Raw genomic sequence first — 23,727 nt, 5'->3', positions numbered from 1 at the left:
CAAGCTCTCAGTTTTCTCCCCTAAAATGAGAGGGTTGCCACGAACTGGTCCCCCTCGTCGATCGACCCAAGGAACACATGAGCCCCGCAAACGAAGTACGTAAGTCCAAAGCTGAGCGCACCGCGGAGGCCCGCGAGAAAGCGCGGCTGATCCGTGAAGCCCAGCTGAAAAAGGACAAGCGCAACAAGCTGCTGATCGGCTGGGGAATTGTGGCGGCCGTTGTGGCCATCCTGGCAGTGATCGCGTTGGTGGTGACCACCAGCATCCGGCAGAACACCCCCGTCGCGGACCAGGGGCCGGTGCCGGCCAGTGCCAACGTCAACGGCGGTGTGACATTGCTGGCCAACACCGAGGTCAAAAAAACAGACCCGGCCACAGTGGACATTGCCAGCCTTCCGGCCAAGCCTGATGCGCAGCCCAGCCCCGTGGTGGCGCCGGGCGCCGAGGCGGAAGCTGGCCAGCCGGTAAAGGTCATCGCCTACATCGACTTCATCTGCCCTGTCTGCCTGCGGTTCGAGAACACCTACAACGAGGCGCTCACTACGCTCCGTAATGAGGGCAAGATCTCCATGGAGTACCGTCCGCTGGGCTTCCTGGACCGGCAGTCCACCACCAACTACTCCTCACGCGCAGCCAACGCCGCTGCCTGCGTAGCCGACAAGGCACCGGAAAAGTACTCCGAATACGTAGACCTCCTGTTTGCCAACCAGCCTGCCGAAGGCGGAGCCGGACTCTCTGACGACAAGCTGAAGTCCCTGGCCGGTGACATCGACGCCGACATCAACAGCTGCGTGGACGACAAGACTTTCCGCCCCTACGTGAAGTACTCCACCGAGCTCGCCAACCGCACCGGCATCACCGGAACGCCCACCGTCTTCATCGACGGCAAGCAGTGGGACGGCGCCGCGGACCTGAACGCTGAGATCCAGGCGGCAATCGACGCCAAGGCCTAGAGTTTCGCAGGGCTACAGGGCCCGCCCCCGGACAGGTTCCGGAGGCGGGCCCTGTCTTTTGCACCGGCATCTTCCGCGGACACCAGAACCGGCGTTTTTACCACCGGGAGGACTTGGGCTAACCTTATCTAGCGCCGTTCAGGTGCCCGCCCGCCAGGGCACGCCTCCTTAGCTCAGTTGGCCAGAGCACCGCTCTTGTAAAGCGGGGGTCGTCGGTTCGAATCCGACAGGGGGCTCCGACTGTCTTCCTGGCCCGCAAATCCGGATGGCCCGCCCTACGCACCCGTCGGCCGGATGTTGTGGTTCAAGCGCAGGAGATTCTGCGGATCGTACTGGTCCTTGAGGGCAACGAGCCGCTGGTACTTGTCCTGGCCGTAGGCAATGCGCGCCGCGTTTGCCTCCTCGACTCCCGGCTCCGCCCCCAGGAAGTTGACGTACTCGCCCTCCTCGGCGAACGGGCGCATCAGCGCGTAGGCCTTGCGGGCGAAAGCTGTCAGCCGCTCGTCCTCGGCCGCGTCCCGCCAGAACCCGTAAACGTTGAGCCAGTACCGTGCCGACCGGTTCGGGAAGGCCGTTGCTTCTCCCGGGACCCGACCGAAGACGCCCTCCAGATGATGGATGTCTATACCGGTTCCTTCCCACACCACCTCGGAGGCGAAGCCCACCACAACTTCTGCCACCTCCTCGTCCAGACGCGAGAACGAAACGTTTTTCCAGTAACCGCGTGAGCCCTTGGGAAACACCACGTCCATAGCTTTTTGCCACTCCGGCCACGACGTTGGTCCCACCTCCTCTTCGTCAGGCGGAGCAATAGCGCGGAACTGGTCGATGAGGTCAAGGCCCGCCTGGTGATCGGCGCCGGCCCAGGTGAATCCAAGCATCAGCCAGGGCTCGTTGCCCATGCCGAACTGGGGAGGGAGAACCAGGATCGAGATGATCGGGTTCATGTCGTCCGGCAGGTTACGGGTCCAGGCATCAAAGGCAACCAGCGTTGCCTTCCAGTGCTGTTGCCGGTAGAAAAGATTGCCGCCGAGGGGTTCCGAAGGCAGGGGAAGGGCGCGGAATGTGAAAGAAGATACGACGCCGAAGTTCCCGCCACCGCCGCGCAGCCCCCAGAACAACTCCGGGTTCTCGCTCCCGCTGGCGTGCCGGTGCCCGCCCCCGGGGGTCACGAGGTCAACGGATTCAAGGTTGTCCAGGCTCAGCCCGCCGGTTCGCGTCAGCCAGCCCACCCCGCCGCCAAGGGTGAGTCCTGCCACGCCGGTTCCGCTGATGACTCCCAGAGGAACCGCCAACCCATGGACGGTGGTAGCCCCGTCCACATCAGCCAGGGTGGCCCCCGGCTCGACGGTGACCAGCCTGCTGCCGACGTCCACCGTGACAGCCCGGAGCGCGCCCAGGTCAAGGACCAGGCCGCCGTCCACAGTGCCATGGCCGGCAACGTTGTGTCCTCCGCCGCGTACCGCCAACGCCAGGCCGCTGCGCCGGGCGGCAGCCAGCACAATGTCGATGTCGGAGACAGCTCCAGCCCTTACGATGGCGCGGGGGCGGAGGTCAACCATGCCGTTCCACACCGTCCGCGCTTCCTCGTACAGCGGATCCTGCGGCTCAAGCAACGATCCCTGCAGCCGTCCACGTAACTCATGCAGTAACTGCTGGACTTCACGTTCCGGATGGTTTTGATGAACTGTAGCCATCGCTGCTACTTCCAGATCGAAGGGCTGGGACAACCCACCGGGATTGCCGATGCCGGGAGTCTAGGAGCAGTTCAGCGGGTGGGTCAACAGTCTGTGTTTATCCCCCTTCGGGCAGCAGCGCCGGATTAATATCTGCGAGACAAGGACGAAACGCGGCCACAACATAGGCTGCGTACCGTCGCAGGCATGACAGCTCAATTGCCTGCCCGTGTCCGTGCCTGGTTCGCGGATACCTTCTACTGCGAGACCCCGGACCAGGCGGCAGATGCCATGGCGGATGCGACACGCTGGGGCTGGCTGCCGGCACTGAGCGGGGTGGCAGTCGGAGCGGGCCATGCACGGGAACAGTACGAAAAATCCGCGGCCGAACCAGGCGGAATGTCTGCTTGAACACACTTTTGCGCGCCTGAAGGCATAATGACCTAAACTGCTTCACTGAGGTGCCTGAAATGGTGCCGTGCAGCAACGAAAGTGAACACGCTATGGCTACCGATTACGATGCTCCACGCAAGCAAGAAGAAGAGTCGACTGCCGACTCCCTCGAGGCCCTGCAGGCCTCACGTGGCGGCAACGCGCAGACCGCGGTGATCGACGTCGAGGAAAACGATACGGCCGAGGGCATTGACCTGCCCGGTGCCGATCTTTCCAACGAGGAACTGACTGTCATTGTTGTTCCGGAGCAGTCGGATGAGTTCACCTGCTCCTCATGCTTCCTGGTCCGCCACCGGTCCCAGGTGGCCCGCGAAAAGAACGGCATGAAGTACTGCCGCGACTGCGAAGGCTGAAACTACTACGTCCGCGAAACAGCGCCGGCCACCCCTCGGGTGACCGGCGCTGTTTTGTCTTTTCGACGTCGTTATCCGGTATAACAGCCGGGTCCAGAAACGGCACCGGAAAGGTTAAGGACGGCGGCAAAAAGGCCCTTGATTTACAGCCGCGTGATGCAGATTCAACGTTCCTCACGGTTGCGCCCCGAAGCGGCCACAACCCTCGTTTCGGGCCTGAAACGCTCCTACTCTGGACCTATCCACATCGCTCCACTCCTCTGGATGGCACCCAATGAAAAAACTCCTCATCTGGCTCACGGCGCTCCTGATGGCTGTCGGGCTGGGAATCCTGGTTCCGGGGCCCGCCTCCGCTGCCACGTCGTATTGCGGTCTTCAATGGGGATCCCTCGCAAAAGCCGGACCCGATTTCAGCACCGCCTCCGTCACCAACGTCCGGACCGGGCAGCACTACTGCTTCGACCGGATGGTGATTGACCTCAACGGCCCGGTCAAGGGCTACACCGTTGGCTACGTCAGCGACATCACGCAAGACGGCTCCGGCGCAATCATCCCTGTCCGGGGTGGTGCACGACTGCAGCTGACCCTGAAGGCACCCGCCTACGATCAGAACGGCAATGCCACGTACAGTCCCCGGAACAGGACAGAACTGTCCAACGTGTCCGCTTACCAGACCTTCCGGCAGGCGGTTTACGCCGGAAGCTTCGAGGGCTACACCACCGTTGGTGTGGGCGTCCGCGCCCGGCTGCCCTTCCGGGTCCTGACACTGGACGGACCAGGGTCCGGATCCCGGCTGGTGGTGGACGTCGCCCACTTCTGGTGACGGTCGCCGCACAGCGACAGCGATAACTGCACAGCGGTAAGAGCAAAAAAGGTGCCGTGCCCCGATGATCCAGGGCACGGCACCTTTCCTGCGCGCTGCAAAGGAGCCCGGACCTACTCCGGAACCACCAGAGCGGGGGTGTCCCGCCTGAGGGTCTCTCCCCGGAAGAAGCCGGGACGCAACCGGGACATAACCAGCATGACCACGGCCCCCAGGACCAGGATGCCCACACCGAGGACAAACACCAGCCCTACTCCATACACTTCAGAGCCGCTGCCGAACTCAGGGGCCCAGCTGTCCACGGCAGTCTGCACGAACACCACGAACAGGCCTACGCCGCCGAGCACCGGGCAAAGGAACCGCAGCAGGAAATTGCGGAGGTTGCTGAACGCACTGCTGCGGAAGTACCACGCGCAGGAGATCGCCGTCAGCCCGTAGTAGAAACAGATCATCAGGCCCAGAGCCAGGATGGTGTCATTCAGGACGTTTTCGCTGACCACGTGCATCACGGCGTAGAACCCCGCGGACAGGAAACCGGCGGCAACCGTGGCGTAGCCCGGCGTCGCAAACCGCTTGCTCACCCGGCTGAACGGCTCCGGCAATGCCCCGTAGTGGGCCATGGCCAGCAGGCTGCGGGACGGGGACATAAAGGTGGACTGCAGTGAGGCGGCGGAACTGGACAGCACCGCCAGGGACATCAGGATGGCGAAGGGGCCCATGATGGGGGAGGCCAGCGCAGTGAAGATGTTCTCGTGGTTCTCGGTGTTGTTCAGCCCGTTGCCGGTGTCCCCGACGCCGGCGAACATCATGGTGGCGATGGTCACCAGCAGGTAGATCGCCAGGACGATCAGGGCGGTCAGGGTGCCGGCGAGGCCCGCCGTCTTTTTCCCGTTGGCTGTTTCCTCGTTCACGGTCAGGCAGACGTCCCAGCCCCAGTACACAAAGATGGACAGCGAGATGCCCGCGGCGATCTGCCCGAACGTCTCGATTTTGGTGACGTCGAACCAGTCCCAACTGAAGGGGATTGCCGTTTCGGAGGTGGACCAGTTGGCGAACGCCATGGCCACGAACAGTCCCAGCACCAGCAATTGGAAACCCACCAGGCCGTACTGCACCAGCTTGGTGGTGTGCAGCCCGCGGTAGCTCACCCACACGGCAAGGGCCACAAACACAAAGCAGGTCAGCACGTTCAGCGGCTTGTTGGCGGCCAGGTCGGCGAGCTCCGGGGAGCCCGTGAGCTGGGACAGGAAGAGGTAGAAAAAGTCGACGGCCACGCCGGCAAGGTTGGACAAGACAATGATGTTTGCAGCGAGCAGGCCCCATCCGCCCATCCAGCCCACCCAGGGGCCGAAGGCCTTGGTGACCCAGGTGAAGGTGGTGCCGCTGTCCGGGGAGTCGGCGTTGAGCTCCCGGTAGGCCAGCGAGACCAGGATCATCGGGATGAACCCGATCAGGAAAATCACCGGCAGCTGCAGCCCTGCTTCATTGACGGTGGGACCCAGCGCGCTGGTGAGGGTGTACGCCGGGGCGATGGTGGAGATACCGAGAACGACGACGGCGAGGAGCCCCAGCTGCCCGCCCTTCAGGCCCTTCGGGGTAATTCCGTGGGCGGTACCGGGGGCATGCTGTCCTGCACCGCCTGCGGCGGAGCCACCCGTGCGGATGGTTTCTGTCATGACACCACTTTCTGCGAGGCAGCTGGCTGCTGTTGGGTGATGCAGTGGATCCCGCCGCCACGGGCAAACAGCTCCCGTGCGTCGATGGCGACGATGCGCCGTCCGGGGTAGGCCTCCGCCAGGATCTGCAGGGCCTTGTCGTCCTGGGGGTCGTTGAAGCTGCAGGCGATGACTCCGCCGTTGACCACCACGTGGTTGATGTAGCTGTAGTCCACGAAGCCTTCGTCATCCCGCAGTGTTTCGGGGGCGGGGACCTTGATGATGTTCCACTGCCGCCCGGCGGCGTCCGTGGTGCCGCGCAGGAAGTCGATGACCTCCCGGGAGACCTTAAAGTCCGGATGCTCCGGGTTCTCCTGCGAATGGACCAGGAGCGTGCCCGGAGACGGGATGGCGGCCACAATGTCCACGTGTCCGCGGGTGCCGAACCGCTCGGAGTCGCGGGTCAGTCCGCGCGGCAGCCACACCACATGGGTGGCACCAATGGTCCGGGCTAACTCGCGCTCGACGTCGGCCCGGCTGAGGCCGGGATTGCGTCCAGGATCCAGCTGGACGGTTTCCGTGACGAGGACCGTACCCTGGCCGTCCACGTGGATGCCGCCGCCCTCGTTCACCAGTGAGGACACGAGGTGGTGTGCGCCCGAGCGTCCGGCCACCTCGCCGGCGATCAGCGCATCCTTGTCCCACTGCGCCCAGTCCTGCCCGCCCCAGCCGTTGAACACCCAGTCCACGGCACCAAGTTGCCCCCCGCCGTCCAGGACAAAAGTGGGGCCGATGTCGCGCATCCACGCGTCGTTCAGCGGGGCCGCAAGCACCTCAACGTCAGGGTGCAGGTAGGCGGCGGACGTATCGACGTCGTCGGGATCCACCACCATGGTGACCGGCTGGAATTCGACGGCGGCATTCGCTACCGCAGCCCACGTGGCACGCGCCGCGTGCGCGGCTTCGGCCGACTCGCCAAGCGTGTATCCGCGGGCAGGAAAAGCCATCCAGAGCCGTTCCTGGGGCGCCGTTTCGGCCGGCATCCGCCAGTGCGGGGCTTGCCCGGATTGCTCCGGGGGCCCGCCGTCCTGGTGCGCTGCGGCGGCGGTCACGAGCACACCTCAGCGAAGCCGCGCTCGCCGCCGATGGGTTCATCCGGGCGGACGGGCTCGGTGAGGCGGCCGTAGGTGTCCGGGCGACGCGTCGCCAGGAAGGGGAACAGGGTCAGCCAGTCCTTCCGCTGGTCCAGGTCCAGGTCAGCCACCAACACGGCGGACGCATCGCGGGGTGCCTGGGCGAGGATCCGGCCGTAGGGATCTGAGATGAAGGACGAACCGTAGAAGTCCAGGGTGCCTTCGCTGCCCCAGCGGTTCGGCGCGATCATAAAGAGCCCGTTGGCGATGCCGTTTCCAGCAATCACCTGCTGCCAGAGCGGCTGGGTATCGAAATCCGGGTGGTCGGGTTCGGAGCCGATGGCCGTGGGGTAGACCAGGATTTCCGCGCCGCCCAAAGAGTACAGCCGGGCCACTTCGGGGAACCATTCGTCCCAGCAGGTGGGCATGCCCAGGCGGGCGCCGCCGAGCTCCGCCGGGGCATGGACCTCGTAGGCGTCAGCGGCGGCCGGGCCCTTGCGGAAGAACTTGTCCTCGTAGTAGCCGGCGGTGACCGGGATGTGGAGCTTGTGCGTCCGCGCGAGGAGCTCGCCCTTCGGCGAAACCAGGATGGCTGTGTTCAAGCCCAGTCCATCGTCCTGGCCGTCCGGGTCTTCGGCCCGCTGGTACAGGGACGCGTGGACGGATACCCCGTGGCGCCGGGCGGCGTCCGCTGCGAACCGGAAGGTGGGGCCGGTGAGCAGGTCTTCGGCGGTGTCCGAGGGCCGGGAGCGGGTGGGACCCCCGGCGGCATCGTTGCGCGGCAGTGTGTCGGCCGGGTACCGCGAAAGCGTCAGCTCGGGCAGGAAAACCACGGAGGCGCCAAGTCGGGCGGCCCGGCCAATGCCCTCGTTCAGTTCGGCCTCGACGGCGGCACGGTCTGCTTGCCACCGGTGCTGGACTACGCCGACGCGCAGGGCAGGCCGGCTGGACGGCGATGTCCGGGCCAGGGAGGCAGGGGCGTCGAGGCAGGAAATTTCAATCATGTTTGCTACTCCAGTGAGACGACGGTCACTAAATGAATGACGTTCATTTAGTATGCGGTTTGATCCGCCTGGGCGCAAGGGGGAAATATGAACCGCGTTCGTTTACGTCCCGAAAAAGTAGGATAGTAAGCTCACTGAGAAATTTCCCCGGGTCCGGCTTTTGCCGGGTGCGGGGCTGGTACCGTCGGGATTACTGGACCAATCGAGGAGGACGCATGAAAGCTTCACCGACCCTGACCAACAACCTGCAGGCTGTGCTCACGGACCTAATTGAGCTGCACATCCAGGGCAAGCAGGCCCACTGGAACATCGTGGGAACCAACTTCCGGGACCTTCACCTGCAGCTCGATGAAATTGTTGACGCCGCGCGCCAGTTCGCTGATGATACGGCTGAGCGGATGCGCGCCCTGCACGCCCTGCCGGACGGCCGCAGTTCCACCGTGGCCGGGTCCACCAGTCTCGCTCCCTTCCCGGAGGGCCTCATCAGCACCAAGGATGCCATCGAGCGGATTGTTGCTGCCCTCGAAGCTGCCGTGGGCACCATGCGGAAGGTCCACGATGAAGTCGACGAGGAAGACCCCACGTCTGCCGACCTGCTCCACGAGTTCATCGCCAAGCTCGAGCAGTTCGCCTGGATGGTGAACGCGGAAACCATGAAGGCTTCCGCGAGCGTCACGGCGCCTGACGCGCAGTAGCCTGATACCAGCGCAACACGGCCTTTCAGCGCCCGGCGCCGGACCCTTGGGTCCGGTGCCGGGCGCTGTTGTTGTGGCGGGCGCTGTCTTTGCGCCGGCGGCGGGCATTCCACTGTGCCAGCCGGGCCCCCTATTGCGCCTTGGGTACCTTCCGCAGCACGACGGCGGCGAGCACTGCCGCCGTCGCCATCAGTACCAGCCCGATCGCCGCGGTGACGTGGACGCCGGAGTCGAAGGCGGCGCCGGCTGCCTGCCGGACAGCGTCGGCCAGGGGTGCCGGCAGGCCCGCTGCCAGTTCCATGGCTCCTGCCAACGTTTCGCCGGCGTGTGCAGTGCCGTGGCCGGAGGCGGCCGCCGCGAGACCCTCCGGGAGCCGCAGGTTGTGCTGGTAGGAGGCCGTGAGGATGGAGCCCAGAACGGCAGTTCCGAGCAGCGCACCCACTTCGTACCCTGTCTCCGAGATCGCTGAGGCTGCGCCCGATTTTTCCGCCGGTACGCTGCCGAGAATGAGGTCGTTGGAGATCGTCTCGGCCGTTCCCACGCCCAGTGCCAGGACCAGCAGGGCTGCGAGCAGCAGCGCAGGTCCATTGTTATGGCTGCCGAACGTCACCATGCTGTAGCCGGCGGCACTCATGGCGAGCCCGGCGCCCACTACGAAACCGGGCCGGATCCTTCGTACCACCGGAACCACCGCAAGGCCGGCCACCACTGTTGCCACCAGCGCCGGAATCATCGCCACTCCCGCCGAGGACGGGGACATGCCTTCAAGGAGCTGAAGGTGCTGGGCAAGGAAGAGGATGAAACCGTTGAAGGAGAACAGCGCCAGGATATTGGCGGTGATGGCCATGCTGAACACCCGGTTGCGGAACAGGGACATGTCCAGCAGGGGGTTTGCCAACCGCTGCTGCCTGCGGACAAAGGCCGTGCCCATGGCCAGGCCGAACGCGATGCTTCCCAGCGCCGGCGGGCCGGCACCTTCGGTGGCGAATTCCTTGATGCCGTAGACCACCGGAACCATGGTGAGCAGGGACAGCAGGATGCTGGGCGCGTCCACCCGTCCCGGTGCGGGGTCCTTGGATTCCGGGATGAAGGCCGGGCCGAAGGCCAGCAGCGGCAGCATGATGGGCACGGCCACCAGCAGGATTGCTCCCCACCAGAACTGCTCCACGAGCCACCCGCCAAAGATTGGCCCCAGCGCGGCGCCGCCGGAGAACCCTGCAGCCCAGATGGCGATGGCCAGCCGCCGGCGGTTGGGATCCACAAAGATGTTGCGGATCAGGGACAGCGTGGAGGGCATCAGCATGGCGCCGAAGAAGCCCAGGGCGGCTCGGCCGGCAATGAGCCAGCCGGCGGTGGGGGCAAAGGCCGTTACTGCTGACACTGCGGCGAAACCGATGCTGCCGGTGATCAGGAGTCGGCGCCGCCCAATGCGGTCGCCCAGGCTGCCCATTGCCACAAGCAGCCCGGCCAGTACCAGCGGGTAGGCGTCCACAATCCACAGGAGCTCAACCCCGGACGTGCCCAGTGCGCCCGCGATCGCGGGCAGTGCGAAGGTCAGCGCCGTGTTGTCAACGGCTACCAGGAGGACAGGAAACATCAGCAACCCCAGGGCGAGCCAGTCGCGCCATGTTCCGCCGGGAGCCGGCTCAACTGGAGCGGATGGAGCACTGCGGGTGATGTTCTGTGGGGAGGCGGCTGAAGACAACATCCCGTAACTATACCGTCCGGACGGTATAGTTATAAAACCCGATTCAACAATGGATGATTGAAACCATGCCCCGAAAACCCGTAGCGCGAGATGCAGTCCTCGATGCCTTTGAAGAACTCCTGATCGATGTGGGGGAAAGGGCTGCCACCCTGGACGCGGTGGCGAAGCGTGCCGGCGTCTCCAAAGGCGGCCTTTTGTACCACTTCCCCAACAAGGAAGCCCTGATCTCCGCCACCCTTGAGCGGCTTGACCGCCTGGCAGGGGAGGACCTCGCCGTTATGGCAGCTGCGCCGGAAGGGGCGGCAGCGTATTTCATCCGGTCATCGCTCTGGTCCGATACGCCCATGGACCGTTCCTTTGTAGCCGCGACGCGCCTGGCCGAGGTGGCCCACGAGGACGCCCGCCGCCGCTTTGCTGCCATCCAGCAGCAATGGCTGGAGCTCATCGGAAAAGACGTGGGCCCGGCGATGGCAAAGGCCGTGCTCTACATGGGGGACGGGCTGTATTTCAATGCGATGTGGGAAAGCGGGCCCTCCGGACAAGCCGGCGGAAGGCAGGCCGACGTGGATGAACTTCTTGCCGCCGTGGAGCGGTTGAGGGGCTGACGGGCATTTGCCCCACAGCCCGCGGCATAGGAGAATTACTGAATGTGTGGGCCGTCCCTGGCCCTTGAAAACAACCCAAGTGAATAGCCTTTGATCTGCGGCGGGAGAGTTCTGCCAGAAGGTACAAGCAGGCGCCGTAGGAGCAAATCCTCCCCAGGAATCTCACAGGCCCATGTACCGCCGCGGCGAGGCACCTCTGGAAAGTAGCAGGCCGTCCGCCTGGATATCCGGTCCCGGATAACCTGGACTGCTGGGCTCACCGACGGTGCAAGCGGGGCCCGCTGAAGCAGGCAACGCGGAAACTCTCAGGTCCAATACAGAGCGGGGAGGACCCGAATCGATGTGGCGTACCCTGCGCCGCCTTAGTTATGGAGTTCCTCGTGACTGTATCTCCGGCCTCCGCCTTCCCGGCCCCCGCCTCCCCGGCCCCCGCCTACCCGGCCTCCGGCCCCCAGGCTTCTTCCGCCGCGACCTTCGTTGACCGGCATATCGGCGCGCGCCGGGAGGCCGACGTCGACACCATGCTCAAGGCCGTGGGCTACCACACCGTGGACGCGCTGGTGGATACCGCCGTCCCCAAGGACATCCGGCAGGACTCCGCACTGGAACTTGCAGGCGCCCTCAGCGAGGTGGAGGCACTCGCTGAACTCCGCCGGCTGGCAGCCAGGAACAAGACCGCCGTGCAGATGATCGGCCAGGGCTACTACGACACCGTGACGCCCCCGGTGATCCGCCGCAACATCCTTGAGGGCCCGGCCTGGTACACCGCGTACACCCCGTACCAGCCCGAGATTTCCCAGGGCAGGCTCGAGGCGCTGCTGAACTTCCAGACCATGGTCCAGGATTTGGTGGGCCTGCCCATCGCCAACGCCTCCTTGCTGGACGAAGCCACCGCTGTGGCTGAAGCCGTGCTGATGATGCGCCGCGCCAACAAAAACAAGGATGCGCGCGACGGCAAGACGGTTCTGGACGCCGACTGCCTGCCGCAGACCATCGCCATCGTCAAGGGCCGGGCTGAGGCGCTGGGCTTCGAAGTCGAGGTGGCGGATCTCTCCAAGGGACTGCCCGACGGCGCCGTCAACGGTGTCGTGCTTCAGCAGCCCGGGGCTTCCGGCCGGGTCTTCGACCACAGCGAAGTGATCGCCGACGCCAAGGAGCGCGGCGCGCTGGTGACCGTTGCCGCCGATTTGCTCGCCCTGACCCTGATCACGCCTCCGGGCGAGCAGGGAGCGGATATCGCCGTCGGCTCGGCGCAGCGCTTCGGTGTTCCCCTGTTCTACGGCGGACCGCACGCCGCCTACATGGCAGTGCAAAAGGGCCTGGAGCGTTCCATGCCCGGCCGCCTGGTGGGCGTTTCCAAGGACTCCGCCGGGGTTCCTGCCTACCGCCTGGCACTGCAAACCCGGGAGCAGCACATCCGCCGGGAGAAGGCCACGTCCAACATCTGCACTGCGCAGGCACTGCTGGCCATCGTGGCCTCGATGTACGCGGTGTACCACGGCCCCGAGGGGCTGAAGGCGATTGCCGAGTCCGCCCACAGCCATGCCAGGAATCTCGCCGCCGCGCTCAAGGCCGCCGGTCTCGAGGTGCTGCACACCAGCTTCTTCGACACCGTTACAGTCTCGGTGCCGGGCAAGGCTGCGGGCATCGTGGCCGCCGCCGAGGCAAAGGGCATCAACCTGCGCAGCATCGACGCGGACACGGTGGGCTTCTCCACTGATGAAACCACGACGACGGATATCTCCGCCCGGCTGCTGGACGCCTTCGGCGTCTCAGCCGGCTCCGAAGGTGACGCCGGCTTTGGCCTGGACGCCGCCGTCGAACGTTCCTCGACCTTCCTGCAGCACCCGGTGTTCAACACCTACCGGTCCGAGACCCAGCTGCTGCGCTACATCCGGAAGCTTTCGGACCGGGACCTGGCGCTGGACCGCACCATGATCCCGCTGGGTTCCTGCACCATGAAGCTGAACGCCACCGCCGAGATGGAAGCCATCTCCTGGCCGGAGTTTGCCTCCATCCACCCGTTCGCCCCGGATTCCCAAACCGAGGGCTGGCGCGAACTGATCGCGGACCTGGAGGCTCAGCTCACCGAGATTACCGGGTACGACCAGGTGTCCATCCAGCCCAACGCCGGGTCCCAGGGCGAGCTCGCGGGCCTGCTGGCGATCCGCGGCTACCACCACTCCCGCGGCGAGGCCCAGCGCAACGTCTGCCTGATCCCGGCCTCCGCGCACGGCACCAACGCAGCGTCCGCTGTCCTGGCGGGCATGAAGGTGGTGGTGGTGGCCACGGCCGCCGACGGCACCATCGACCACGCGGACCTGTACGCCAAGATCGAGGCCAACAGGGATGCGCTGTCCTGCATCATGATCACCTACCCGTCCACCCACGGCGTGTACGACGCCGACGTCCGCGAAGTCTGCGATGCCATCCACGCAGCCGGCGGCCAGGTGTACATCGACGGTGCCAACCTCAATGCGCTGGTCGGACTGGCCCAGCCCGGCAAGTTCGGTGGCGATGTGTCGCACCTGAACCTGCACAAGACGTTCTGCATCCCGCACGGCGGCGGCGGACCCGGCGTCGGACCGGTGGCCGCCAAGGCACACCTGGCACCGTTTATGCCCGGCAACGCGGCCACCTGGACCGAAGGCAACGACGTGCCGATCTCGGCGTCGAAGTACGGTTCCGCCGGCGTGCTCCCCATCTCGTGGGCGTACGTGAAGCTCATGGGCGGCCAGGGGCTCACCGAAGCCACCAAGTCCGCGCTGCTCGCCGCGAACTACATCGCGGCGCGCCTGAATGATTTCTTCCCGGTCCTGTACACGGGAGAAGGCGGGCTGGTGGCGCATGAGTGCATCCTGGACCTGCGTGAACTGACCGCGAGGACCGGGGTCACCGCCGAGGATGTGGCCAAGCGCCTCATTGACTACGGCTTCCACGCTCCTACCCTGGCGTTCCCCGTTGCCGGCACCCTGATGGTGGAGCCCACGGAGTCCGAGGACCTCGGCGAGATCGATCGCTTTATTGAGGCCATGATGTCCATCCGCGCCGAAATCGACCAGGTGGAGCAGGGGGACTTCACTGTTACCGAGAGCCCGCTGCGCAACGCACCGCACACCGCCGCCGCGGCCATCAGCAGCGACTGGGACCGCGCCTACCCGCGTGAGCAGGCGGTGTTCCCCGTGAAGGCGCTCAAGCAGGACAAGTACTTCCCGCCCGTGGGCCGCATCGACGGCGCGGCAGGGGACCGCAACCTGATCTGCTCCTGCCCGCCGCTTTCCGAGTTCGAAAACTAAGGCTCCGCCATGAGTGAGAAGTACACCGCTCTCCACGACGAGCACAAGAAGCTGGGCGCATCCTTCACCGACTTCGGCGGCTGGCAGATGCCCCTGAAGTACAGCTCCGAACTCGCCGAGCACCACGCCGTCCGCAAAAGCGCCGGCCTCTTCGACCTCTCCCACATGGGTGAGGTCTGGGTCACCGGTCCTCAAGCGGCGGCGTTCCTGGACTACGCGCTGGTAGGAAAGATTTCGGCCATGCCCGTGGGCAAGGCCAAGTACTCACTGATCTGCAACGAGGACGGCGGCATCATCGACGACCTCATCATCTACCGGCGCCCCGCGGCCGCAGGCACAGGCAGCGACGGTACCGACGTTTTCCTGGTGGTGCCCAATGCAGGCAACGCCACGGTGGTGGCTGATGCCCTCAGCGAACGGGCAGCAGGATTCGACGTCGTGGTCAATGACGCTTCAGACGCGACCTCGCTGATCGCTGTCCAGGGCCCGAAGGCGCAGGAGCTGCTGCTCCGCCTGGTTCCGGCGGCCCGGCACAGCCTGGTGAGGGACCTCAAGTACTACGCCGCTGTCGAGGTCCCGTTCCTGGTGGCCGGCGCGGGGCTGGACCTCCTGCTCGCGCGCACCGGCTACACCGGCGAGGACGGGTTCGAGATCTTTGTAGCGAACGACGACGCCCCCGGCCTTTGGCAGGCTCTCGTCGCCATTGCGGAGGAGGGGGAGTTGACGCCCGCGGGCCTGGCCTCCCGCGATTCCCTCCGCCTGGAAGCGGGGATGCCGCTGTACGGCAACGAACTCTCCCTCCAGGGCGACCCGTTTTCCGCAGGCCTGGGACCCGTTGTCGGGCTCTCCAAGGAAGGCGACTTTGTGGGCAAGGCCGCGCTGGCCGCCCGAAAGGAAGCCGGTGCCGGTACCACGTCCGGCCGCAGGCTCGTGGGCCTCAAAGGCCTGGGCCGGCGCGCAGGCCGCGCCCACTACCCGGTCCTCAAGGACGGCAGCGTCGTCGGCGAAGTCACTTCAGGCCAGCCTTCACCCACCCTGGCATACCCCATCGCCATGGCGTACGTGGACGTCCAGTTCACCGAAGTGGGTACCGCCCTGGAGGTTGACCTCCGCGGGAAACCAGAGCCGTTCGAAGTGGTCAACCTCCCGTTCTACAAGCGGGCCAAGTAGGTTTTCGTGGTTAGCTTCGGGACCGGCGGACCGGACATTTTCACGCCTGCTGCTCCTTCGTCGCTTTGACGCAGGCTTTCGAAAAGTCCGGCTCCGCGGGCCCCTTGTGCGAGTGTTTCGCTGGGTGCATGGGCCCACGGTGGGTGACCGGATTCCGGAAGCGTGCGTCAGAGGCGAGGAACGAGCCAGCACGCGGAGGAATTCGGTCACCCGCCTCCCAACCCGACCACGAAGTATCTAGTTAGGAACCGCAATGGCTGTTGGAGTCTTTGACCTTTTTTCGATCGGGATTGGGCCCTCTAGTTCTCATACTGTGGGGCCGATGCGGGCTGCTGCCGTATTCGCTGAGGAGCTGAAATCCTCCGGCGCCCTGGACCGTGTGTCATCGCTGCGGGTGGATCTGTACGGTTCGCTGGCGGCGACGGGGCACGGGCACGGGACGATGACCGCCATTTTGCTGGGGTTGGAGGGGTTCCATCCGGAGCTGATCCTGCCGGACGAGGTGGAGGAGCGGCTGGCGGCGATCGAGGAGACCGGCACGTTGCAGCTGGCCGGTGCTGTTCCGCTGCGGTATGGGGTGAAGGACATGGTGCTGCGGCCGCTGACCATCCTGCCGCGGCACACCAATGGCATGACCTTCACCATCTTCGACGCAGCGGACGAGATCCTGCACACGGCCACGTTCTTTTCCGTGGGTGGCGGCTTCATTGTCCGCGAGGGCGAGGAGGATGCTGCGCAGCAGGAGTTGGAGGAGTCCAAGAAGGACCTGCCGCTGCCCTTCCGCACCGCCGCCGAGCTGCTGGAGCACTGCCGCGCAACGGGGCTGGGGATCAGCGACGTGATGCGGGTCAACGAGGAAGACAGCCGCACTCCCGAGGAAATCCGGGCGGGCCTGCTGCATATCTACTCCGTGATGGAGGGCTGCGTGGCTACCAGCCTGAAGCGGGAAGGTGTGCTGCCCGGCGGGCTGAAGGTCCGCCGCCGCGCCCCTGACTGGTACGACCGGCTGAAAAAGGAAAGTTCCCGCCCCGCTTCGGGCAACCCGGACAGCGAAGGCGAGGACGAGGCCTTCCATGACCCGAAGTATTGGCAGGAGTGGGTTAACTTGATCGCCCTGGCGGTGAACGAGGAGAACGCCTCCGGCGGCCGGGTGGTCACCGCGCCCACGAACGGGGCGGCCGGGATCATCCCGGCGGTGCTGTACTACGCGCTGCATTTTGCGCCCGGGATGGAAAACGCCACCCAGGAGGACCGCGAGGACGTGGTGGTGAAGTTCCTGCTCACCGCCGCCGCCGTCGGAGTCCTCTACAAGGAGCAGGCATCCATCTCCGGTGCCGAGGTGGGCTGCCAGGGCGAGGTGGGATCGGCGTCGTCGATGGCCGCCGCGGGACTGGCCGAGGTGATGGGCGGGACCCCGGCGCAGGTGGAGAACGCCGCCGAGATCGCGATGGAGCACAACCTCGGCCTGACCTGTGACCCGATCGGCGGCCTGGTCCAGGTGCCCTGCATCGAACGGAACGCGATCGCCGCCGCGAAGGCGATCAACGCGGCAAAGATGGCGCTCTGGGGCGACGGCTCACACCGGGTATCCCTCGACGAAGTCATTGTGACCATGCGCGAGACCGGTAAGGACATGAGCTCCAAATACAAGGAAACGGCCATGGGCGGCCTCGCCGTCAACGTCGTCGAATGCTAAAAGGCCGGCGTCCGCAGTGGACGTGCTGTTGACGTGGGACGCCCCCGTCAGTTGTGGACGGCGGCCCACCAGTTGAGCGTGGCGGCGAACACCAGCCAGCTGATGTACGGCAGCAGGAGCAGCCCGGCGGCGCGGCTGATGGGGCCGAAATACATCACGGTCACGGAGACGGCGGCAATAAGGGCAAGGATGATCCCCAGCGCCAGCCACAGGGCAGCCGTGCCGAGGGCGGGGTAAAGACCGAAAAACACAGGAGTCCACGCCAGGTTCAGTGCCAGTTGGATTCCGTAGGCCGTCAGAGCCCGCTTGGTCCACGGTGCCCGCGTCCGCCACACCAGCCAGGCGGCGACCGCCATCGCCGTGTAGAGGAAAGTCCAGACCGGGCCGAAGACACTGTTGGGCGGTGACCAAGGGGCCTTATCGGCGGTGGTGTACCAGCCGTCCACGTTGTTGAAAGTGGCAATGGACCCGAGCCCCGCAACCAGGAACGACGCAGCCAGGAGGGCGACTAAAGCCAGCGCTTGCCTGCCCGCACCCGGCGGTTCAGCGTCGTTATCCTGCGGGAGCGTCAACTTTCCGGGGTGCGGCTGCATGCTTCAACCCTCGCCAACACCCTTCCCGGAGTCAAGCAGGTGTGGCATGGGTGGAACGGGGCCGGCCCGTGCCGCTAGAAAAGCCCCCTGCCCGCCAGGCTGGAATGCCCGAACGCCGCCAGGCTTTAGACTTGAGGCTGCATGTCCGCACGCAGCCACGAGTACAGAACCGCGCACAACCCTGATTGGACACGGCCCCCTTGCGAGAATTCACCGCACGTTTTGCCACCGCCGAGGAAATTGAAAACTGGGACAAGCACGTCACTGCCAACCCGAACGGCGGCAACATGCTGCAGTCGGCAGCGTATGCGTCGGTTAAGAACGGCACTGGCTGGAAGGTCCGCTTCCTGGTGCTGGAAAGTTCCGGCGCAGCCAGCTACAACCTGGTTCTCGAAAAGCGGTTCCCGGTGCTGGGCCGGCTCTGGTACCTCATCAAAGGCCCCGACCTCGCTGACTCCGGTGACCTGAAAGCCGCCCTCCAGGCCTGCGCCGAGTTTGCCCGCGCCAGGAAACTCAACGTCTTTACCATAAAGATCGAACCGGACGTCGTTGATTCAGCCGAAGCCCAGGCTCACCTGGCCGTTGCCGGCCTGGTCAAGGCTCCCAACATCCAGTCCAACGACTCCACGGCCCTGCTGGACATCTCCGGCCCGGAAGAAGCCGTCTTTAAGGCGATCTCCTCCCGCGCCCGCAACGCTATCCGCCGCGCCGAGCGGGAAGGCTGCGAAGTACTCCGGAAGGAACACGGCCCGGAGGCCTACCGAACGCTCTACGACCTGATGGCGGACACCGTCAACGCCAAAGGCTCCATGCCGCTGCGCAGCTACGAGTACTACGCGGCGTTCTGGGACGAGTTCTGCAACCGCGGCCAAGGCAACTTCTTCTTCGTTTACGAGGACGGCAAACCCAGCGTGGGCGCGTTCGTCATCAACTACGGAGCCAAAGCCACGTACAAGGACGGCGGTTCCACCCAGAACCGCAAACAGTACGGCGACTCGCACCTCGTCCAGTGGGCAGCCATCAAGCGCATGCAGGAGCTCGGCTGCACAGAATACGACTTCTGCGGCACTCCGCCTGCCGTCCGGATCAAGGACAAGAGCCACAACCTGTACGGCATGGGCATGTTCAAGACCAGCTTCACCAAAACGGTCACCGATTTTGTGGGCTGCCACGACTACGTTCTTGCTCCCCTGAAGCACCGCCTCTGGGTCAAGGGCGCAGAAAAAGTCTTCCGCCGGATCGAAACTGCGCGGATTGGCCAGCAGTTTTACTGACCGAACGCGCCCGGGCCGCTCCCTGAACCGCTGGTCCGCCCCGTAGCCATCATTGCCCTGCGCCTGCCACTGCAAGGCCGCACAACAGCGAATGAGGAAATCCCTTGAATCCAGTCACCACCGGCACCGATCTTGAATTCGCCATCCTCAGCGACGCCGACTTCGAGGCCTTTGCCCTGAAGCACCCGCAAAACAGCTTCTTCCAGTCCGTCGACTTCGCGGCGTTCCAGCAGGCCCGCGGCCAGCAGGTGGAACTTTTCGGCGTTCGCCGCAACGGTGAACTGGTGGCAGCGGGGAAACTGAACTACACCACAACCCGTCTGGGCTACACAGTGTGCGAATGCGCCAAGGGACCCCTGATGGACTACGCGGACGCAGACCTGGTGCGCGCCGTCGTCGGACTCCTCCGCAAACACGCCGCGGAACGCAAAGCCGCCGAGCTGCGGATTTCCCCCAACCTCAAATACATAGCCCGCGACGCCGACGGCGCGGAACACCCCGAGGTCGAAGACAACCGCCCGCTGGTGGCCCGGCTTGCCGGGCTGGGATTCCGGCACCAGGGACTGGACATGAACTTCGTCAACGTGAACTGGATGTTCATCAAAAGCCTTGCGGGCGTCAACGACGCCGAAGAGCTCATCATGGGCGCCAGCTACCGGACCCGCAAGGCCATCCGCAAAGCGGAGAAGAACGGCGTCTTCCTGGAACAGGCAACCCTTGAAACCCTTGACGAGTTCTACGGTGCGCTGAGCAGGGCCGGGGACGAAAAGGGCTTCGTCTACCGTGAACGCGCCTACTACGAGCACCTGCTCCGGACCACCTCCGCAGAGTTCACGAAGCTGATGATGGCCAAGATCGACATTCCGGCGTACCGGAAGTCCATCACGGAGCGGCTGGAGGCGGAATCGGCGGCGGCGGCCGAACTGCGCCGCGAGGTGGAAGAGACCGGCAGCAAGAAAAAAGCCAACCGGCTCAAAGTGGTCCAGGACCTTGTGGACAGCTATGAACGGAGCCTGAAGGACATCGAGCGGTTCCCCGACTCCGTGGGAGTTGCCACCGTGGCCGCCATCCACTTTGTCTGCTACGGCGACGAGGTGGTGTGCGTCATCGGCGGCACCGTGCAGGACTACATCTACTTCAACGGCGCCACCTCCCTGTATTGGGGCATGATGCTGCATGCACTGGAGAAGGGGTACCCCCGTTACAACTTCTACGGGACATTCGGCATTTCCGGCCAGGACGAGGAAGGCCACGGCGGGTACGAGTTCAAAAAGGGCTTCGGGGGAGAAGTGGTCCAGCTGGTGGGCGACTTCGTGGCGCCGGTCCGGCCTGCCGTCTTCCACGCCAACAGGCTGGCCCGCGCGGCAGCCGCCGCTGCCCGCACACTGCTGGGCAAACTGCCCCTGAAGCGTTCCACCTGAAAAGCCGACAGCACCACACCGGGAGGAGGCAACCATGACTGACCGGCCCGAACGTCCCGGGCGCAGGCCGCACACGGACGGCCTGCCCAAAACAGAGCCGCTGACCCCTGCCCAGGTCCGGCAGAACGCCGCCGCCAAAAGGATGCTGCGACGCCTCGTGCAGGGCGAAAACCCGCCCACCGCGCCGATGAGCATTGTGGACCGGCTGACCGGAAGCCCCTACGCCAACCCGATGATCCAGGTGGGCGGCGTTGACACCTCCGCCCGCAAGACCCTCGACTTCGCCCTGCACCTGGCCGAAACCATGTTCCGGTACGGGGCCGGTGCCCTTGAGGTGGAGACGAGCATCATCGCCGTCACCGCTGCGCTGGGCCTTAAGAACATCGAAGTGGACATCACCAACCAGTCCGTTGGCATTAACTACGCACCCAAGGACCAGACGCCCGTCGCACTGCTGCGCGTGGTGCGTTCCTGGACCAACAACTACGCCGGCCTGGCGAAGGTGCATCAGCTGGTGACGGACATTGTGGCCGGGGGAGTGGGCCGGGACGAGGCGATCCGCCGGCTCGATGAGGCCATCACCAGCCCCAAGCCCTTCCCGCGCTGGATGGTCACGGTGGCGTTCGGCACTTTCGCGGCTGTCTTCGTGGGTGTCCTGGGCGGCGGACCGGTGGCCTCGGCCATCGCATTTGTGGCCAACATCGGCATCAGCCTGTTGGCCCGCCAGCTGGGAAGGTGGCGCGTGCCGGACTTCTTTATCACGGCCAGCTGCTCCTTTGTGGTGACGCAGCTGGCGCTGGTGCTGTGGCAGTTCGGGCTGACCACGTCGCCGGCCATTGTGGTGGTGGGCGGCATCCTCCTGCTCCTGCCGACCGGCCGCCTCGTCTCGTCGGTGCAGGACGCCATCAACGGCTTCCCGGTAACGGCCGCGGGCCGGTTCCTGTCAACGCTGTTGACCTTCGGCGCCATCGTGGCCGGCATCGCCGTCGCGTTCGTGGTGGGTGAGCTCACCGGGATGCAGCGCATCGACATTACAGAAACGTTCCCGCCGGCCTACGATTTGTGGGTCCTGGTGATCTTCGTGGCAGTGGCAGTGATGGCCATCGGCATCACCGAACAGACCAGCTGGCAGCTGCTGCTGCCCACAGCTGCCGTGGGAGTGGCCGGCTACCTTGTACTGCTCGCGGCGGGCCAGCTCGGCGTGGGTGACCGTTTTTCACCGGCACTGGCGGCCGTGGTCATTGGCCTGCTGGCGCGGGTGGTCGCGCTGAGGATGGGAGCGCCGCAGCTGGTGGTTGCCGTCCCCGCAGCACTGATCCTGCTGCCCGGCCTGACCATCTTCCGGTCCATGTATGTGCTCACCATTGAGGAAGCCGAAATCCTGCTCGGTGCCGGGGGGATGCTCAACGCCGGTGCCATCGTCCTGGGGACAGCGGGCGGTATTGTCCTCGGGGACACCCTTGCGAGGCCGCTGACGCGCAGCCTGGCCAGCAATGAGCGGCGGCGGGCCCGCCGCCGCTGACCGGGGGCCGTGCGGCTAGATCTGTCCCACCGGAAGTTTTTTCTCCGCCTGGAACGCATCCTCCACCCGGCCCTTGGCCCAGTAGCCCGACAGAGAAACCTGGCTGCGTTCCAGGCCGCGCTGATCAAAAAAGACCGCACGCAGGGCCTTCATGTAGCCGCGCTCGCCATGGGCAAACACGTCCACCCGGCCCGCAGGCCATTCGGCGGCTGCCACCGCCTGAACCAGAACGTCGCTCTCGCCCGCGGGGACACCGTTGCGGGCCAGCCAGTGAATTGTGACTCCGGCCGGAGCGGCGATCGGCTGGATGTCGGCGTCGGAGTCCACCTCCACAAAGGCCAGGCCCGCTGCTTCCCCCGGCAGGGACTCCAGGCAGGCCGCAATCGCGGGCAGCGCCGCCTCGTCCCCGGCGAAAAGATACCAGTCGGCGTCCGGTGCCGGGTTGTAGGCGCCGCCGGGGCCGGTGAACGTCAGGGTGTCGCCGGGCTGTGCCTTGGCTGCCCACGGGCCAGCGAGGCCTTCATCGCCGTGCACCACAAAATCGATGGCCAGCTCACGCGCCACCGGATCCACCCAGCGGATGGTGTACGTCCGGGTGAACGGCCACTGTTCCCGCGGCATCGTCTCCCGGATGCTCCACAAATCCAGCGGGGTGGAATACTTCACGCCTGGCTGGGGAAAAACGATCTTTACGTAGCGGTCCACGAAGCCGTTGTTGACGAAGTCCGCGAAGCCATCGCCGCCGGCAACGATCCGAACCATGTGCGGGGAAAGCTCTTCCCGGCGCACCACGGCGAGGTTGATCTGCGGACGGCTTTTCTTCGTGGCGCTGGTAGCGGCGGGAACGGTGCTCATAAGGCAAGCCTAAGCTAGGGTGCCGGGGGGAGCTCCCAGGTTACGCCGGGGGCACCCTGCCCCAACAGGAGTTCGTTGACGCGGCTGAAGGGCCGGGATCCAAAAAAGCCGCGGGATGCGGACAAGGGACTGGGGTGGGCGCTTGCCACCGCCGGTGCCCCGTCCAGGAGGGGGCGGACGCTTTCGGCGTCCTTCCCCCACAGGACCGCCACCAGCGGCATCCTGGATCCGTCCTGGTTCCGTCGGTGGGCGACTGTGGAGACAGCCGCCGTCGTGATCTTCTCCCAGCCTTTGCCGCGGTGCGAGCCGGCGGACCCTGCCCGCACCGTCATGACGCGGTTCAGGAGCAGCACACCCTCGTCAGCCCAGGCGGACAGGTCGCCGTGAACCCTCGCCGGCAGCCCGAGATCCGTTTCCAGCTCCCGGTAAATATTCGCAAGGCTCCGGGGGATGGGCCGCGTGCCCGGGTCCACGGAGAAGGACAATCCCACCGCATGCCCGGGTGTCGGATAGGGATCCTGGCCGACGAGCAGGACCTTTACCCGGGCGAGCGGCTGCCGGAAGACACGCAGGACGTTCGACGGCGCCGGCAGCACCTCGTGCCCCGCTGCCACTTCGCCGGCGAGGAAGGTGAGCACCTCCCGAAGTTCGTTTTCCACGCCTGCCAGGGCGGCGGCCCAGTCGGGCGCCATCAGCTCCTCCAGCGGGAGCAGCGCCAGTTCGGCGAAGCCCGCGCCGTGCGCAGGTTCCGGCTCGATTTCGAACAGGGCATCAGAGTCAAACACGGTCCCATTCTTGCAGGGTGTCCTGGGGCGGGGCCCGCGTGCTGCCCCCACCGCAAA

Annotated in this window: 20 protein-coding genes, 1 tRNA gene and 1 riboswitch; of the genes, 13 read left to right on the top strand and 8 right to left on the bottom strand. The window is 65.4% G+C overall.

The genetic code is table 11. The annotated features are described in order from the left end of the window. Nucleotides 1–77: 77 nt before the first annotated feature. Both ACFVYC_RS14405 and ACFVYC_RS14400 read left to right on the top strand, forming a co-directional pair. Nucleotides 78–953: a DsbA family protein gene (locus ACFVYC_RS14405; protein ID WP_387551180.1), complete on the top strand. Its 876-nt coding sequence runs from the start codon at nt 78–80 to the stop codon at nt 951–953. A 162-nt stretch (nt 954–1,115) separates the two neighbouring features. Continuing rightward, nucleotides 1,116–1,189 (top strand) — tRNA-Thr (locus ACFVYC_RS14400). Between the two features lie 39 nt (nt 1,190–1,228). Here the strand turns inward: ACFVYC_RS14400 and ACFVYC_RS14395 are convergent. Beyond that, nucleotides 1,229–2,650, bottom strand: a complete 1,422-nt coding sequence (locus ACFVYC_RS14395; RefSeq protein WP_387551178.1) for an FAD-binding oxidoreductase — start codon at nt 2,648–2,650, stop codon at nt 1,229–1,231. A 186-nt stretch (nt 2,651–2,836) separates the two neighbouring features. Between ACFVYC_RS14395 and ACFVYC_RS14390 the strand changes: the two genes are divergently transcribed. The 3 genes from ACFVYC_RS14390 to ACFVYC_RS14380 all read left to right on the top strand — a co-directional run bounded on the left by ACFVYC_RS14390 (nt 2,837) and on the right by ACFVYC_RS14380 (nt 4,258). Then, nucleotides 2,837–3,040, top strand: coding sequence for a hypothetical protein (locus ACFVYC_RS14390; protein ID WP_387551175.1), 204 nt, complete (start codon nt 2,837–2,839; stop codon nt 3,038–3,040). Nucleotides 3,041–3,132: 92 nt separating this feature from the next. Then, nucleotides 3,133–3,435 carry a DUF4193 domain-containing protein gene (locus ACFVYC_RS14385; RefSeq protein ID WP_387551173.1) on the top strand — a complete coding sequence of 101 codons (303 nt, stop codon included), beginning with the start codon at nt 3,133–3,135 and terminating at the stop codon, nt 3,433–3,435. Between the two features lie 274 nt (nt 3,436–3,709). Continuing rightward, the gene (locus ACFVYC_RS14380) at nt 3,710–4,258 is read left to right on the top strand and encodes a hypothetical protein (protein ID WP_387551170.1); all 549 of its coding nucleotides are present in this window, start codon (nt 3,710–3,712) and stop codon (nt 4,256–4,258) included. 113 nt (nt 4,259–4,371) lie between these two features. Here ACFVYC_RS14380 and ACFVYC_RS14375 read toward each other — a convergent pair whose 3' ends face one another. The 3 genes from ACFVYC_RS14375 to ACFVYC_RS14365 form a co-directional block, all read right to left on the bottom strand. Continuing rightward, complete coding sequence (locus ACFVYC_RS14375; protein ID WP_387551167.1) at nt 4,372–5,934, bottom strand: APC family permease; 1,563 nt, start codon at nt 5,932–5,934, stop codon at nt 4,372–4,374. Continuing rightward, nucleotides 5,931–6,956, bottom strand: coding sequence for an agmatine/peptidylarginine deiminase (locus tag ACFVYC_RS14370; RefSeq protein ID WP_387551216.1), 1,026 nt, complete (start codon nt 6,954–6,956; stop codon nt 5,931–5,933). Before ACFVYC_RS14370 ends, ACFVYC_RS14375 begins: the two co-directional genes overlap by 4 nt. 65 nt (nt 6,957–7,021) lie before the next feature. Beyond that, complete coding sequence (locus tag ACFVYC_RS14365) at nt 7,022–8,050, bottom strand: nitrilase-related carbon-nitrogen hydrolase (protein WP_387551164.1); 1,029 nt, start codon at nt 8,048–8,050, stop codon at nt 7,022–7,024. 215 nt (nt 8,051–8,265) lie between these two features. Between ACFVYC_RS14365 and ACFVYC_RS14360 the strand changes: the two genes are divergently transcribed. After that, the gene (locus ACFVYC_RS14360) at nt 8,266–8,745 is read left to right on the top strand and encodes a Dps family protein (protein ID WP_387551161.1); all 480 of its coding nucleotides are present in this window, start codon (nt 8,266–8,268) and stop codon (nt 8,743–8,745) included. 130 nt (nt 8,746–8,875) lie between these two features. On the opposite strand, the gene ACFVYC_RS14355 is transcribed toward ACFVYC_RS14360, so the two are convergent. Next, nucleotides 8,876–10,453: an MFS transporter gene (locus tag ACFVYC_RS14355; protein ID WP_387551158.1), complete on the bottom strand. Its 1,578-nt coding sequence runs from the start codon at nt 10,451–10,453 to the stop codon at nt 8,876–8,878. A gap of 65 nt (nt 10,454–10,518) precedes the next feature. Between ACFVYC_RS14355 and ACFVYC_RS14350 the strand changes: the two genes are divergently transcribed. From ACFVYC_RS14350 to ACFVYC_RS14335, 4 genes are all read left to right on the top strand, one after another. Beyond that, the gene (locus ACFVYC_RS14350) at nt 10,519–11,058 is read left to right on the top strand and encodes a TetR/AcrR family transcriptional regulator (RefSeq protein ID WP_387551156.1); all 540 of its coding nucleotides are present in this window, start codon (nt 10,519–10,521) and stop codon (nt 11,056–11,058) included. Between the two features lie 91 nt (nt 11,059–11,149). Then, nucleotides 11,150–11,248: riboswitch (glycine riboswitch) on the top strand. A gap of 178 nt (nt 11,249–11,426) precedes the next feature. Next, nucleotides 11,427–14,354 carry an aminomethyl-transferring glycine dehydrogenase gene (gene gcvP / locus ACFVYC_RS14345; protein ID WP_387551153.1) on the top strand — a complete coding sequence of 976 codons (2,928 nt, stop codon included), beginning with the start codon at nt 11,427–11,429 and terminating at the stop codon, nt 14,352–14,354. 9 nt (nt 14,355–14,363) lie between these two features. Then, nucleotides 14,364–15,524, top strand: a complete 1,161-nt coding sequence (gene gcvT, locus ACFVYC_RS14340) for a glycine cleavage system aminomethyltransferase GcvT (RefSeq protein ID WP_387551151.1) — start codon at nt 14,364–14,366, stop codon at nt 15,522–15,524. A 253-nt stretch (nt 15,525–15,777) separates the two neighbouring features. Beyond that, nucleotides 15,778–17,220: an L-serine ammonia-lyase gene (locus ACFVYC_RS14335; RefSeq protein ID WP_387551149.1), complete on the top strand. Its 1,443-nt coding sequence runs from the start codon at nt 15,778–15,780 to the stop codon at nt 17,218–17,220. Between the two features lie 47 nt (nt 17,221–17,267). Here the strand turns inward: ACFVYC_RS14335 and ACFVYC_RS14330 are convergent, their stop codons facing one another. Beyond that, nucleotides 17,268–17,813: a TspO/MBR family protein gene (locus ACFVYC_RS14330; protein WP_387551146.1), complete on the bottom strand. Its 546-nt coding sequence runs from the start codon at nt 17,811–17,813 to the stop codon at nt 17,268–17,270. 200 nt (nt 17,814–18,013) lie between these two features. Between ACFVYC_RS14330 and ACFVYC_RS14325 the strand changes: the two genes are divergently transcribed. The 3 genes from ACFVYC_RS14325 (at nt 18,014) to ACFVYC_RS14315 (ending at nt 22,030) form a co-directional block, all read left to right on the top strand. Beyond that, nucleotides 18,014–19,087 (top strand): lipid II:glycine glycyltransferase FemX, encoded by a 1,074-nt coding sequence (locus ACFVYC_RS14325; RefSeq protein WP_387551143.1) that lies wholly within the window; start codon nt 18,014–18,016, stop codon nt 19,085–19,087. A 104-nt stretch (nt 19,088–19,191) separates the two neighbouring features. Continuing rightward, a complete protein-coding gene (locus ACFVYC_RS14320; protein ID WP_387551140.1) occupies nt 19,192–20,508 on the top strand; it encodes a peptidoglycan bridge formation glycyltransferase FemA/FemB family protein in 1,317 nt (438 codons plus the stop codon). Nucleotides 20,509–20,542: 34 nt separating this feature from the next. Further along, nucleotides 20,543–22,030 (top strand): threonine/serine exporter ThrE family protein, encoded by a 1,488-nt coding sequence (locus ACFVYC_RS14315; protein WP_387551138.1) that lies wholly within the window; start codon nt 20,543–20,545, stop codon nt 22,028–22,030. 15 nt (nt 22,031–22,045) lie between these two features. On the opposite strand, the gene ACFVYC_RS14310 is transcribed toward ACFVYC_RS14315, so the two are convergent. Further along, entirely contained in the window at nt 22,046–22,885 is an 840-nt protein-coding gene (locus ACFVYC_RS14310) for a siderophore-interacting protein (protein ID WP_387551135.1), read from the bottom strand. A 14-nt stretch (nt 22,886–22,899) separates the two neighbouring features. After that, nucleotides 22,900–23,670: a uracil-DNA glycosylase gene (locus tag ACFVYC_RS14305; RefSeq protein ID WP_387551132.1), complete on the bottom strand. Its 771-nt coding sequence runs from the start codon at nt 23,668–23,670 to the stop codon at nt 22,900–22,902. Nucleotides 23,671–23,727: the final 57 nt, after the last annotated feature.

Origin of the sequence: Pseudarthrobacter sp. NPDC058329, from assembly GCF_042879835.1 — a bacterium.
Lineage (GTDB): Bacteria > Actinomycetota > Actinomycetes > Actinomycetales > Micrococcaceae > Arthrobacter.
Note: the sequence above shows the minus strand (reverse complement) of the source record. Positions and strands in the feature narration are given on the sequence as shown.

What these genes read in the sequence shown, in the direction of transcription:
- ACFVYC_RS14405 (WP_387551180.1), top strand. Translation starts at nt 78, where the DNA reads ATGAGCCCCGCAAACGAAGTACGTAAGTCCAAAGCTGAGCGCACCGCG.
- ACFVYC_RS14395 (WP_387551178.1), bottom strand. Translation starts at nt 2,650, where the DNA reads ATGGCTACAGTTCATCAAAACCATCCGGAACGTGAAGTCCAGCAGTTA.
- ACFVYC_RS14390 (WP_387551175.1), top strand. Translation starts at nt 2,837, where the DNA reads ATGACAGCTCAATTGCCTGCCCGTGTCCGTGCCTGGTTCGCGGATACC.
- ACFVYC_RS14385 (WP_387551173.1), top strand. Translation starts at nt 3,133, where the DNA reads ATGGCTACCGATTACGATGCTCCACGCAAGCAAGAAGAAGAGTCGACT.
- ACFVYC_RS14380 (WP_387551170.1), top strand. Translation starts at nt 3,710, where the DNA reads ATGAAAAAACTCCTCATCTGGCTCACGGCGCTCCTGATGGCTGTCGGG.
- ACFVYC_RS14375 (WP_387551167.1), bottom strand. Translation starts at nt 5,934, where the DNA reads ATGACAGAAACCATCCGCACGGGTGGCTCCGCCGCAGGCGGTGCAGGA.
- ACFVYC_RS14370 (WP_387551216.1), bottom strand. Translation starts at nt 6,956, where the DNA reads ATGCCGGCCGAAACGGCGCCCCAGGAACGGCTCTGGATGGCTTTTCCT.
- ACFVYC_RS14365 (WP_387551164.1), bottom strand. Translation starts at nt 8,050, where the DNA reads ATGATTGAAATTTCCTGCCTCGACGCCCCTGCCTCCCTGGCCCGGACA.
- ACFVYC_RS14360 (WP_387551161.1), top strand. Translation starts at nt 8,266, where the DNA reads ATGAAAGCTTCACCGACCCTGACCAACAACCTGCAGGCTGTGCTCACG.
- ACFVYC_RS14355 (WP_387551158.1), bottom strand. Translation starts at nt 10,453, where the DNA reads ATGTTGTCTTCAGCCGCCTCCCCACAGAACATCACCCGCAGTGCTCCA.
- ACFVYC_RS14350 (WP_387551156.1), top strand. Translation starts at nt 10,519, where the DNA reads ATGCCCCGAAAACCCGTAGCGCGAGATGCAGTCCTCGATGCCTTTGAA.
- gcvP (WP_387551153.1), top strand. Translation starts at nt 11,427, where the DNA reads ATGGAGTTCCTCGTGACTGTATCTCCGGCCTCCGCCTTCCCGGCCCCC.
- gcvT (WP_387551151.1), top strand. Translation starts at nt 14,364, where the DNA reads ATGAGTGAGAAGTACACCGCTCTCCACGACGAGCACAAGAAGCTGGGC.
- ACFVYC_RS14335 (WP_387551149.1), top strand. Translation starts at nt 15,778, where the DNA reads ATGGCTGTTGGAGTCTTTGACCTTTTTTCGATCGGGATTGGGCCCTCT.
- ACFVYC_RS14330 (WP_387551146.1), bottom strand. Translation starts at nt 17,813, where the DNA reads ATGCAGCCGCACCCCGGAAAGTTGACGCTCCCGCAGGATAACGACGCT.
- ACFVYC_RS14315 (WP_387551138.1), top strand. Translation starts at nt 20,543, where the DNA reads ATGACTGACCGGCCCGAACGTCCCGGGCGCAGGCCGCACACGGACGGC.
- ACFVYC_RS14310 (WP_387551135.1), bottom strand. Translation starts at nt 22,885, where the DNA reads ATGAGCACCGTTCCCGCCGCTACCAGCGCCACGAAGAAAAGCCGTCCG.